This is a genomic window from Pseudonocardia kongjuensis (assembly GCF_039526905.1).
Classification (GTDB): domain Bacteria; phylum Actinomycetota; class Actinomycetes; order Mycobacteriales; family Pseudonocardiaceae; genus Pseudonocardia; species Pseudonocardia kongjuensis.
The window spans coordinates 1-11,765 of the sequence record NZ_BAAAJK010000004.1; the positions used below are offsets into that span (position 1 = coordinate 1).

Annotated in this window: 10 protein-coding genes; 4 read left to right on the plus strand and 6 right to left on the minus strand. The window is 75.2% G+C overall.

Annotated elements, in window-relative coordinates; genetic code table 11:
* On the plus strand, nucleotides 1-1,172 hold a 1,172-nt coding region (locus tag ABD160_RS04155; protein ID WP_344018390.1), incomplete at its 5' end, for an HNH endonuclease signature motif containing protein.
* 88 nt (nucleotides 1,173-1,260) lie between these two features.
* Here the strand turns inward: ABD160_RS04155 and ABD160_RS04160 are convergent.
* Nucleotides 1,261-2,028, minus strand: coding sequence for a hypothetical protein (locus tag ABD160_RS04160; RefSeq protein ID WP_344018393.1), 768 nt, complete (start codon nucleotides 2,026-2,028; stop codon nucleotides 1,261-1,263).
* 634 nt (nucleotides 2,029-2,662) lie between these two features.
* Here ABD160_RS04160 and ABD160_RS04165 point away from each other — a divergent pair.
* A complete protein-coding gene (locus tag ABD160_RS04165) occupies nucleotides 2,663-2,959 on the plus strand; it encodes an SH3 domain-containing protein (RefSeq protein ID WP_344018395.1) in 297 nt (98 codons plus the stop codon).
* 10 nt (nucleotides 2,960-2,969) lie between these two features.
* On the opposite strand, the gene dinB is transcribed toward ABD160_RS04165, so the two are convergent.
* Both dinB and ABD160_RS04175 read right to left on the minus strand, forming a co-directional pair.
* Nucleotides 2,970-4,208, minus strand: a complete 1,239-nt coding sequence (gene dinB / locus ABD160_RS04170) for a DNA polymerase IV (RefSeq protein WP_344018398.1) — start codon at nucleotides 4,206-4,208, stop codon at nucleotides 2,970-2,972.
* A gap of 26 nt (nucleotides 4,209-4,234) precedes the next feature.
* Entirely contained in the window at nucleotides 4,235-6,145 is a 1,911-nt protein-coding gene (locus ABD160_RS04175) for a hypothetical protein (RefSeq protein WP_344018400.1), read from the minus strand.
* A gap of 88 nt (nucleotides 6,146-6,233) precedes the next feature.
* Between ABD160_RS04175 and ABD160_RS04180 the strand changes: the two genes are divergently transcribed.
* The gene (locus ABD160_RS04180; protein ID WP_344018402.1) at nucleotides 6,234-7,061 is read left to right on the plus strand and encodes a hypothetical protein; all 828 of its coding nucleotides are present in this window, start codon (nucleotides 6,234-6,236) and stop codon (nucleotides 7,059-7,061) included.
* A 38-nt stretch (nucleotides 7,062-7,099) separates the two neighbouring features.
* Nucleotides 7,100-7,915 (plus strand): DUF1684 domain-containing protein, encoded by an 816-nt coding sequence (locus tag ABD160_RS04185; RefSeq protein ID WP_344018404.1) that lies wholly within the window; start codon nucleotides 7,100-7,102, stop codon nucleotides 7,913-7,915.
* Between the two features lie 60 nt (nucleotides 7,916-7,975).
* Here the strand turns inward: ABD160_RS04185 and ABD160_RS04190 are convergent, their stop codons facing one another.
* The 3 genes from ABD160_RS04190 to ABD160_RS04200 form a co-directional block, all read right to left on the minus strand.
* A complete protein-coding gene (locus ABD160_RS04190) occupies nucleotides 7,976-9,358 on the minus strand; it encodes an Nramp family divalent metal transporter (protein ID WP_344018407.1) in 1,383 nt (460 codons plus the stop codon).
* Between the two features lie 98 nt (nucleotides 9,359-9,456).
* Entirely contained in the window at nucleotides 9,457-10,389 is a 933-nt protein-coding gene (locus tag ABD160_RS04195; RefSeq protein WP_344018409.1) for a TAXI family TRAP transporter solute-binding subunit, read from the minus strand.
* The gene (locus ABD160_RS04200; RefSeq protein WP_344018412.1) at nucleotides 10,386-11,762 is read right to left on the minus strand and encodes a sensor histidine kinase; all 1,377 of its coding nucleotides are present in this window, start codon (nucleotides 11,760-11,762) and stop codon (nucleotides 10,386-10,388) included. The genes ABD160_RS04195 and ABD160_RS04200 overlap by 4 nt, the downstream gene beginning before the upstream one ends.
* Between the last annotated feature and the right edge of the window lie 3 nt (nucleotides 11,763-11,765).

Below are 11,765 nucleotides of genomic sequence, written 5' to 3' on the forward strand. Positions count from 1 at the left end.
GGCTGTCCGCAGCCGCCGAGCAGACCGAGGCATCATGGCGGTCGGTGGACCGACTGGCCCGATCACTGGGAACCGACGACCCCCGCACCCTGGACCAGCGCCGCGTCGATCTGGCGCATCAACTGCTGCAGGGCACGATGACGGTCACCGACGTGGAGACCATCCGGGAGGCCGTCACCCAGATCCTGGCACCCCACCCACCCGACACCACCAGCACAGCTAGTGCCACCGGCACGGCAGGTCTGCACGGCACAGCAGGTGCCGCCGCCACCGCCGGTGCCCGGACCACCGGTGCTGCCCGGACCACCGGTGCTGCCCGGACCACCGGTGCTGCCCGGACGACCGGTGCAACCGGAACGACCGGAACGACCGAAACGACCGGTGCAACCGGAGCGGCCGAGCCGGACGCCGGAGACCGAGCCGCCGGGGCCCGAGCCGCCGGGGCCGGAGCGGCTGGAGTCGGAGCGGCCGGAGCCGGTGGGGGCATCGGACAGATCGATCAGGTCCCCCGCGCCGCCGGATACGTCAGCCCCCCGGCCGAGATACTCACAGACATCGTCGCCGCCGTACTGGCGGCACGCCCCGATCCAGGCACGGCGATCGGACGCAAACCACTGATCCAGGTCGTCGTCTCCCTCGACACACTGCTCGGCGACGACCACCCCGCCGAACTGGTCGGACACGGCCCGATCCCCGCCACCACCGCACGCGCCCTGGCCGCCGGCGGCACATGGACCCGCCTGGTGATCGACCCGCTGTCCGGAACGGTCCGCGACCGCGGCCGCACCACCTACACCCCACCCGAGGACATGGCCGACCTCATACGAGCCCGCGACGGCCTCTGCCGCGGACCACTGTGCAGCCGACCGATCCGCGACCTCGACCACCTCATCCCCTGGGCCCACGGCGGCACCACCGACACCACGAACCTGCACGGCCTGTGCCAGCACCACCACAAACTCAAAGACGCACCCGGCTGGCAGGTCCTCGCCGCCACCGACGGCTCACTGACCTGGATCAGCCCATGCGGACACCGGGAGACCACCCACCCACACGACTACCGACCCCACCTCACCGGCTCGGACACGACATCGCCCTCCGATGGCTCGGCAGCCGCAACCACGGCGGCCGCGGCCCGAGACGACGCCGATGACGATGCCCCGCCGTTCTGACCCGGAGGTAGGGGAGGAACCTCCGGGCCCGCTCGGGTCCTTCGGGCCCGTCCGATCAACGGTGTCACTGGCGTTGTCGGACAGGCCCTCAATCACAGGCTCTCGGCCGGGGCGTCGGCGCATCTGTCTTCTGTGGACCCGTCGCGGGTGGCATCGGCGTCGACCAGGTGCGGGCGAACCGCAGCGCGTGTTCTGAGCGTTCCTGTCGCAGTGCAGGATCAGCCGCCCAGGGCTCAGGGTTCGGGAGCACAGGGTTCGGGAGCGTGGGGAAGGTGAGCGTCAGGGCCGTCGTGGTGTGGGTCGGTGGCCCAGCCGACGACCGGGCGGCCGCCGGTCCTCGCGGGCGGCCGCGCGGCAGGAGCGGTCTGCGGACCGGGGCGCCACTGGTGTCGTCGCGCTGGAGATCCCGGTCGGTGAACGCGTCCCGCATCGCGGTGGGCCATCGGACATTCTCGCCGGTGCCGGTGCCGGTGCCGGTGCCGGTGCCGGTGCCGGTGCTGGTGCTGGTGCCGGTCGGGGTCAGCTCGGCTCCCCGCGCGCCTGGGCGCGGTTCGGGGGTGGAGGCGGTGAAGTCCCACTTGCGTAGGTCCGCGGGTCGGTGCTGGCTCTCGCGGGCGGAGCCGGTTGCGGGCGCAGGGTGTGCGTCCTGCGGGCCGTGCTCGCGCATGATCCGCTCGACCCGCTCGACCCGCTCGACCCGCTCGACCCGCTCGACCCGCTCGACGCGCTCGACGCGCTCGACGCGCTCGACGCGCTCGACGCGCACGTGCACGCCGTGGCGGCGCAGTTCGGGCCGGCGCCGGGGGAGAGCCGCGGCGGCGGGCTCGCTGACCGGCCGCATCTCGATGATCCGCACGGCTGCTGCCGCGGTCGTGCGGCGGACTCTCCGGCCGGATCGCTGACCTCACGCCGTGACGGGCGGGTCTTCGGCGGCTTCGGCGCAGCGGGAGAACCCCCACTGCGGTACGACCCGGGGGGCGGGTGCAGCGCGATGCGACCCCGCGGCAGGCCGGGCGGGATGCACGCAGAGCACCGGGCGGGGGATCGGCGGCCGACAGGTCTGTCGTGCGCAGGGCCCGTACGCGGACACGCGACGGCGTGGGTGCGCACCCCGGACGTCGGCGACGAGGCGCTCCGTCCGGGCCACCGGGCCGGGCACTGCGAGCTGCACGCCGGGACCGGCGGCATCCCGCCGGCCTCCCCGCCCCGTGGCCCGCCGGGGCGCACGGGCAGCGCGCGGACGAGAAGGCGCGGGACCGGCGGTGCCGGCGATGAGCGGGAAAGACACTGTGCCACAGCATCATCAACCGGTCGGTGGCCCCGCATGACGAGGGCACCCGGCCGACCGGTGCGATCGACCGAGGCGGCATCGCCGAGCAGGAGCCTCGAACCCGGGTCCCGTTCCCACGGCGTGGCACCGCCCGGATCGCGCTACGGTCCGCAACCCTCTGGGTCACCTGAACGAGTGAGGATCGAGTGGGGTGGGGGAAGTGGGTTCCGTACGGTCGCTGCGCGTTCCCGCCGTCGTGCTGGGCGTGCTCGTCCTGGCCGGGTGCACGCGCACGTCGATCGAGGGCCTGCAGGTCCGCTCCGGCCCCGGCACCGGGCACGGCGTCGTCGCCACGATCCCGGAGGCGGGCACCCCGGTCCGGGTGAGCTGCTGGCAGCGCGGCGAGCCGGTGCGCGGCGACGACGTCTGGTACCGGATCGGTTCCCCGGAACAGGGCTGGGTGACCAACTACTACATCCGCACCACCCGGGACTTCGGCAGCGCCCCCGCCTGCTGAGCGTGGCCCGTCACTCGTGCTCGGGCAGCAGCGGGACCTCCAGGTCGTCGCCCCGCCCGAGCCCGGTCGCCCGGGACACCGCCGCGGCGCCGAACCGGCGGCGCACCGCGTCCAGTGCGGTGTCCAGCGCCGGGCCGGACCGCGCGTCGAACGGGAGCTCCAGCTGCGGCGCGTCGTCCCGGTCGAGGTTGGTCAGCGACAGCCCGAGCAGGGTGATGCCGCGCTCGCGGATCTCCGGGAGCGCCGCGACCAGCAACCGCCGGGCCGCGCCGAGGATGGTCGGGGTGTGGGCGGTCGGCGCCGGCAGGGTGTGCGAGCGGGTGACCCGGGCGTAGTCGGCGAAACGCAACCGCAGCACCACCGTCCGGCAGGTGCGCCCGCCGCCCGGCCCCGCCGGGTCGAGGTCGCTCCCCTTCGGCGCGCGCAGCCGCCGGGCGAGCCGGTCGACGGTGCCGGCCAGGATCGCGTCCAGCTCCTCCGGATCACGGTGCCGGCGCCCGAGCGCCCGCTGCGACCCGATCGAGCGCCGCGCCCGGCCGGTCTCGACCGGGCGCGGATCGCGCAGGTGCGCCAGCGCGTGCAGGTGCCGCCCGGCGGCCGGGCCGAGCAGCGACACCAGGGCCGGCTCGCCGAGGCCCGCGACGTCGGAGACGGTGCGCACGCCCAGCTCGTGCAGCCGGCCTGCGGTGACCGACCCGACGCCCCACAACCGTTCCACCGGCAGCGGATGCAGGAACTCGCGCTCCCGCTCCGGATCGACGACGAGCAGCCCGTCGGGTTTCGCCACCCCGCTCGCGACCTTCGCCAGGAACTTGGTGCGTGCGACGCCGACGGTGATCGGCAGGCCCGCCTCGGCCAGCACCCGTTCGCGCAGCCGGGCGGCGATCTCGCGCGGCGCCCCCGCGATCCGGGCGAGCCCGCCGACCTCCAGGAACGCCTCGTCGATCGACAGGCCCTCCACCTCGGGCGTGACGTCCCGGAAGATCGCGAAGACGGCGCGGCTCGCCGCCGAGTACGCGGCCATCCGGGGCGGCACGACGACCGCGGCCGGGCAGAGCGCCCTGGCCTGCCTGCCGCCCATCGCCGTCGCGACGCCGTACGCCTTCGCCTGGTAGCTCGCCGCCAGCACGACCCCGCCGCCGACGATCACCGGCCGGTCCCGCAGGCGCGGATCGTCGCGCTGCTCGACCGAGGCGTAGAACGAGTCCAGGTCGGCATGCAGGATCGTGGCCAGGCCGCGCACGAACATATGTTCGCACACCCGGCAGCCCCGCGTCACCCGCCGCCGGTGCGGCTCTCCCAGCGCGTCCGGGCCCGCCGCGCCGCCTTCGCGACGACCTGGTCGGGATGGTTCGCGCCGAGCTCGGCGAGCACGTCGCCCAGGTGCGGGTTGTCGAGCCGCCAGAGCACCTCGAACACCGGGACGGTCTCCGGCGGGAACTCCCGGGCGAACAGCTCCGGCCACTGGTCGGGGGCGATCGTGTCGATCGTGACGGCCAGCACGTCGACCGAGGCGTGCAGCAGCAGGTCCGGCTCCACCTCGTCCGGGTCGAGCAGCCCGCGGCCGACCAGCCGGCGGGCGACCTGCGCGCGGTGCGGCCCGTCGAGGTGCTCGTGCAGCAGGTCGTCGACGATCGATCCGAACCGCTCGGCGGCGACGCTGGTCGCGGTCAGGACGACGACCAGCGGCCGGCCCGGGGCGAGCGCCTCGGTCACGAACGCCGAGACGGCCTGCGCCGGATCGGGCTGCGCCGCGTACCAGACGTCGATGTCGTCGCGCCACTGGTCGGGTGGCACCTCGCCGGCCAGCCCGACGACGTCGGCGGCGGTCGCGACGGCCGGATCGGGCCGGGTCGGGAAGTCCAGCCCCTCGGCGGAGAGCACCAGCAGCGCGCAGGCGATCCCGCCGGGGGTGAGCGTGACCCGCCCGCCGGCCCGCCGGACCTCCCCGGGGGCACCGGAGTCGGGCACCGGCTCGGCACCGTCCCAGCGGACCAGCCCGAGCCGCTCGAGCCGGGTGACCAGGGTGCCGGTCGTCGCGGGGACGACGTCGAGCTGCCGGTACCACTCCGACCAGCCGAGGACCAGGCCGAGCAGCTCGGCGAGGGTGTCGAACTCCAGGCCGTCGGCGGGATGGCGGAGCAGGGCCAGGAAGCCGGGCGTCGCGTCGTCGGCGGGATGCGGCAACGGCTCGTCGTCGTCCTCGGAGTCGGCGAGCCGGCCGGCGACCGCCTCCAGGTGCTCCTGCAGGACCTCGACGGCGTGCCGCTCGATCTCGTCGGCCGGCGCGTCCGCGGCGTCGAGCAGCCCGTCGAGGCCCTCGTCGATGAGGTCCCCGGACCACTCGTCGTCGTCGGCGCGGCGGTCGCCGAGCACGGTGAGCACGCCCTCGTCGCGGGCGCCGAGCACCAGGTCCTCGTGCGCCGTGGTGTCGTCGAGCGCGGCGAAGCGGGGCACCGCGACCAGCCGCCCGCCGTCGCGGCGGACCGCCCCGGCCCGCACCGCCGCCCCCAGCACCCAGGTCAGCGTCGGCAGCTGGCCGGCCCGGACGAGCCGGCTCCCGCCCGGGCGCTCCACGTCGTCCCCGGTGCCGAGCAGCTCCACCAGCTCCCGCGCGTCGGCGAGCCGGAGGTTGCCGGTCTTCGTCAGCGCCCGGCCGCCCTCGCCGCACCACTGCGCCAGCAGCCGGGCGTCGCGCAGGATCGGGGCCTGCGCGGCGCTGCGCGCCCGGTCGGCCGGCGACGGGATCCGCACCGGGTCCGGCGGCGACTCGAACTCGGCGAGCAGCGGCTCGACCGGGCCGGCCTCCAGCTCGTCGTAGGTGTCGGCGAAGCCGGTGCACAGCCGCCGGATCGCCGACGGCCGCGGGCTCGCCTGCGCGAGCAGGCCCTGCTCGTCGAGGTACTCCACGAACACGACGACGGTCAGCGGCACCAGCCGCAGCGGCAGCCGGTGCTCGGCCATCACGTGCGGGCACCAGTCGTCCAGGAACTCGGTGAGCTGCTCGAGCGGCCAGCTCGCCAGGTCGCCGTCGGCGGCGAGCCACTTGTACTGCATCAACAGCTCGGCGGACATCGGTTCGCCGACGAGCTCGTGCTCGTCGAGCCACGCGGCGAAGCCGGTGCTCAGCTCCGCCAGCCGCTCATGGAACGCGTCGCCCTCGTCCACACCGAACTGCATGCGCATGACGTCGAGTGTGCACTGCCGGTCCGACAGTGGCAGACCGGCGTGTCCGACGCCGGTTCGGCCCGGAACGGGCAGGATGGGCCGCGCCATGACCACCCTGTTCGCGCTGCTCATCGCCGTCGCCGCGATGATCGGCAACACCGTCGCGGCGCTCTGGGAGGCCAAGGGCAGCCGGCTGGCGAAGTACGGCAGGCCGGTGTGGCTGCAGCCGTGGTTCCTGGCCGGGCTGTTCGCCGACGTCGTCGCCTGGGTGCTGACCGTGGTCGCGCTGCGCTACCTGCCGGTGTTCGCGGTGCAGTCGATCCTGGCCGGGGCGATCGCGCTGACCACGCTGGCCGACCACGGCTGGAACCCGTGGAACCTGATCTGGCGCGACCGCTGGGCGGTGGTCGCGGTGCTGGCCGGGCTGGTGCTGGTCGCGGCGAGCGCCGAGCCGGAACGACCGGAGGCGCTGCCCCCGGCCGCGACGCCGGTGCTGCTGGTGTCGTTCGCGGTGCTGCTGGTCGCGGCGCCGTTCGTGTGGCGGGCCGGACGGCCGATGCTGCTCGCGTTCCTGGCCGGGCTCGGCTTCGGCGGCACGGCGCTCGCGGTGCGCGCCATCCATCCCGGCCCGATCCGCTGGGAGACGGTCGGCGAGCTGCTGCTCGATCCGCTCGTCTACGGCGTCGTGGTGATGGGGGTGCTCGGCGTGCTGGCCTTCGCGAAGGCGCTGCAGGACGGCGCCGTCGGCACGGCGACGGCGGTGCTGTCGGTGACCGAGGTGGTCGTGCCCGGCGTGGTCGGCATCGCGCTGCTCGGCGACCGGATCCGGCCGGGCTGGGAGGGCGCGGCGCTGCTGGGCGTCGTCGTCGCGCTGGCCGGGGTGGTCGCGCTCACCCGGCCCGATCCGGACTCGCAGCGCAGGCGGGTGCACTGACCCGGGAAGCCCGGCGGCGCCGCAGGCGTTGCCCGGACATGACGACGACCGGGACCGACATCCGCACCGAGCACGCCGCGTGGAGGGCCGAGCGGGAGGAGCAGCTCCGCGCACCGCACGGCTGGCTGTCCCTGACCGCCCTGCACTGGCTCGACGACGGCCCCGGCGACATCGGGTCGCTCCCGGGCACCTGGCGGGTCGCCGACGCCGACACCGTCGAGATCACCGCGGCGGCGGCCGACGGGGTCGTGCTGCCGGGCACCGCCGGGCCGCTGGACGGCAGCGCGCAGGTCCGCCCGGTCGACGGTGCGCCCGGCGCGATGGTGACGGTGGGGGAGCGGATCGTCGAGATCGCCCGCCGCACCGACGGCTACGCGTTGCGGGTGCGTGACCCGCAGGCGGTCACCCGGACCGCGTTCGACGGCGTCCCCACCTGGGACTTCGACCCGGGTGCCGTCCTGACCGGCCGGTTCACCGCCTACGACGAGCCGCGCCGGATCACCGTGGACGCGGTCGTCGAGGGGCTGCAGCACTTCCCGACCGCGGTCGGCGAGGTCGAGTTCGAGCTTCGTGGCGGCACCCGGCGGCTGGTCGCGCTGGCCGGGAAGGACGGCGGGCTGTCGCTGCACTTCCGGGACGCGACCTCGGGCCGGGAGACCTACGGCGGCGGCCGCATCCTGAAGACCGCCGATCCGGACGCCGACGGCACCGTGCAGGTCGATCTGAACCGCACGGTGAACCTGCCGTGCGCCTTCACCGCGTACGCGACCTGCCCGCTGCCGCCCGCGGGCAACGCGCTCGACGTCGCCGTCGAGGCGGGCGAGCGGACGCCGCCGCGCCCGGACCTGGTCTGAGAGAGGGAGGCGCCCGGCCCGGAAGGGGGGCGGGCCGGGCGCCGGGGAGCGTTCCCGGCGTCAGCCGAGGAAACGCTGGTACAGGTCGGTCACCAGGAGCGTCAGGAACAGCGCGGAGGACGCGCCGAGCAGCGTGTTCGACAGCCACCGCGAGCGCCCCTGCGCCGGGATCCGCTTCGAGTTGAGCAGCAGCATCAGGGTGATCGCGAGGAACGGCATGAACACCGAGCCGAGCACGCCGTACACCAGGGTGAGCCCGAACGGGCGGTCGATGAACAGCAGCCCCATCGGCGGGATCGTCAGCCACAGCAGGTAGCCGCGGAACGGCAGCGAGCGCTCGATCTCGGTGGCGACGAACGCGCCGGAGCGCTCCTCGGCGGTGTCCGGGGCGGCCGCGGCGCCGGCCGCAGCGGTGTTCGCCGTGGCGCCGACGGCGGCGTCGTTGCCGACCGTCTCGGCGGCCCTGCCGTGCGGCAGCCGCAGCGTGCGGACCATGTCGGCGAACAGCAGGCTGACCCCGTTCCAGACGCCGAGCAGCGAGCTGGAGGTCACCGCGAGGAACCCGAACAGGAACAGCAGCCGGGCCCACTCGCCGTAGCTCTCGCCGAGCGCCTCGCCCAGGGTGAGCAGGCCGCGGTCGTTCTCGGTGAGGTCCTGGCCGAGCAGCATGGTCGAGCCGACCACCAGCATCGCGACCACGAAGATGCCGGTCATCACGTAGCCGACGGCGTTGTCCAGCCGCATCATCGACAGCCAGCCGGTGCCCTTCCAGCCCTTCGCGAACATCCAGTAGCCGTAGGCGGCCATGGTGATCGTCCCGCCGACGCCGCCGATCAGGCCGAGCACGTAGACGACCGAGCCCTCGGGCAGCCGCGGCACCAGCCCGTTCGCCAGGTCGCCGAGATCGGGGGTGACCAGCACGGCCACCGACACCACGGACACGAACTTGATCAGGACCAGCACGGTCATGAACTTCTCGAACACGTGGTAGCGCTGCGCCCAGACCAGCGCCAGGCCGACCACCCCGGCGATCATCGCCCAGTAGCGCACGGTCAGGCCGCCGAACAGCGCGTTCAGCGGGAGCCCGACGGCGGACATCGCGGTCGCCCCGTAGACGAAGCCCCAGATCACGATGTAGGCGGCGAAGAAGGTGGTCGCCCAGCGCCCGAGCCGCCGCCAGCCGTCGAGCAGCGTGGATCCGGAGGCGAGGTGCCAGCGCCCGACCCCCTCACCGAGCGCGAGCTTCAGGACGGTGCCGAGCACGGCAGCCCACAGCAGCGCGGTGCCGTACTGCGCGCCGGCGATCATCGTCGCGACCAGGTCACCGGCCCCGACTCCGGTGGCCGCGGCCAGCAGGCCCGGTCCGAGGCTGCGGAACCGGTCCTTCCCGGTCGGCGGGAGCATCGGTTCCGCGGGGAACTTCTGCAGGGCGTCATTGCTCATGGGGTGGGGGCTCCTCGGGCGCGCCAATGCTCGGACGCGGGGACGCTAGACGCCGCCGGCGGTCCTGCCCGGCGGTCTTTACCGGGGCTTAAGGCGGATCAGCCGTGCAGGTCGCGGTAGGCGGCCGCGGCACCCGGGTGCAGCGGGACGTCGCCGGTGTCGACCAGCGAGGGCTGGTCGAGATAGCGGGTGCCCAGCGCCGAGCCCGGCATGAGCCGGGGCGCGTGCTCGACGAGCATCCGCGCGATCGCGCCCGCGTCGTCGTCGGCGAGCGCGGAGGTGGCGACGAGCAGGTTGGGCACGCCGATGGTCAGCACCGGCTCGGCCGCGCCGTACACCCCGGGCGGGACGACGGTCGCCGTGTACAGCCCCGGGCCGACGACATCGCGCAGCCCGCCGGCGTACCCGGCCAGCGGCAGCAGCCGGATCGCCAGCCGGGCGGCCAGCGCGTCGGCGGCCGGGGTGGGCAGCCCGCCGGACCACAGCAGGGCGTCGATCCGGCCCTCGGCCAGCGCCGCGGTGGCCTCGGTCAGCGGGAGCTCCAGGCTCTGCACCGCGACCCCGGACAGCGCGACCAGCCGGGCCCCGGCGAGCGCCGAGCCCGAGCCGGTGGAGCCGAGCGACACCGGCCTGCCCGCGAGATCGGGCAGCCCGGTGAACGGGGAGTCCGCCCGGACGGCGAGCTGCAGGTAGTTCTCGTAGACGCGGCCGATCGCCAGGTACTCGACCGGCCGGTCGAACGGGGGCACGCCGGCCCGGGCGTCGCGCACGACGTCGGTCATCGCCAGCCCGACGGCGGCCTCGCCGCTCGCGACGAGCTCCAGGTTGGCGCGCGATCCGCCGGTCGTGACCGGGTCCAGCGGGTGCCCGGCCTCGCGCGAGACCGCGCCGAGCAGGGTGCCGAACTCGGCGTAGAACCCGCCGGCCTCGCCCGCGGCGAACGGCAGGCCGCCCGCCCGGGCGCGGGCGCAGCCGGCGAGCGGCAGCGCGAGCAGCCCGGCCAGGAACACCCGCCTGCCGAGCGCGGTCACCGCCGCCCCAGGGTCACCGTGGCGAGCAGCCCGCCGCGCGGGGCCGGGCCCAGGGTCAGCTCGCCGTCCCGGGCCCGGACGAGCCGGTCGGCGATCGCCAGCCCGAGCCCGGAGCCACCGGAGGACCTGCCCTGCCAGAAGCGCTGCCGGGCGCTGGCGAGATCGCCCTCGGAGAGACCGGGGCCGTCGTCGGCGACCGAGACCGCGATCGTCGAGCCGGTACCGGTCCAGCGGACCCGCACGGTGGTGCCGGGGCCGGTGTGCCGGATGGCGTTGTCGAGCAGGACGTCCAGCACCTGCTCCAGGTCGCCGGCCGGCCAGCCGGTGACCAGGGCGTCCTCCCCGTCGCCGAGCAGTGCGACCTCCGCGGCGTCGGCGGCCGGCCGCCAGGCGTCCACCCGGCCGGCCGCGACCTCCCCGACGTCGCACCGCGATCCGCCGTCCGATCCGGCCGCGACCGCCGACGCCGTGGCCTCCGCCGAGGCCAGCCCGAGCATCCCGTCCAGCAGCCGCTCCAGCCGGTCCACCTCGTTGAGCGTGGAGTCGTAGGCGGACCGGCCGTCGCCGTCGACGTGCGTCTCCAGCCCGTCCACCCGCAGCCGCAGCGCGGCGAGCGGATTGCGGATCTGGTGCGAGGCGTCGGCGACCAGGCGCTGCTGCTCCTCGGCGCCGGCCCGCACCGAGGCCGACATCCGGTTGAACGACTCGGACAGCTCGCGCAGCTCGGCGGGGCCCTCGGAGACGGCGATCTGCTCTCCGGCCCGGCCCGCCGCGAGGGCACCGACCCCCTCCGCGAGCGCGTCCACCGGGCGCAGCACCCAGCGCGCCACGGCCAGCGCCAGCGCCGCGAAGGCCAGCGCCGCCGCGAGCGCGCCGAGCAGCACCAGCGACCAGGCGACGGTGACGTCGGCGGCCGCCCGGGACGGGTCGACCTGCAGCAGGACGGCGCCGTCGGCCCGGCTGCCGGTGCCGACCGGCTGCCACATCAGCACCGGCTCGTCGTCGAACGGGGTGACCCGGGCGGGCACCGCGGACGGCTCGTTGCGCAGCGCGGCGTTCAGCGCGGCGTCCACGCCGGGCGCGTCCGGGGACAGTCCGGACCACACCACCGGCCTGCGCAGGGCGTCGACGACGAGCACGCCCTCGCCGTACAGCTCGGCGTGCCGGCGCACGCTGCGTTCCAGCTCCGCGCACAGCTCGTCGCGCTCGGCGTTCAGCGCGGCCAGCGCGACGAACCGGTCCAGGTCGTGCGCCCGGCTCATCGTGAGCACCTGGGCCCGTGCGGTCGCCCGCTCGTCGAGCAGCGGCACGACGAACGCGGTCATCGTGAGCAGCGAGAACAGCGAGAGCACGACCAGCAGCCGCCGGCGCACGGC

Coding starts and splice junctions, on each gene's coding strand:
- dinB (WP_344018398.1), bottom strand. CDS start 4,208: ATGTTCGTGCGCGGCCTGGCCACGATCCTGCATGCCGACCTGGACTCG.
- ABD160_RS04175 (WP_344018400.1), bottom strand. CDS start 6,145: ATGCGCATGCAGTTCGGTGTGGACGAGGGCGACGCGTTCCATGAGCGG.
- ABD160_RS04180 (WP_344018402.1), top strand. CDS start 6,234: ATGACCACCCTGTTCGCGCTGCTCATCGCCGTCGCCGCGATGATCGGC.
- ABD160_RS04185 (WP_344018404.1), top strand. CDS start 7,100: ATGACGACGACCGGGACCGACATCCGCACCGAGCACGCCGCGTGGAGG.
- ABD160_RS04190 (WP_344018407.1), bottom strand. CDS start 9,358: ATGAGCAATGACGCCCTGCAGAAGTTCCCCGCGGAACCGATGCTCCCG.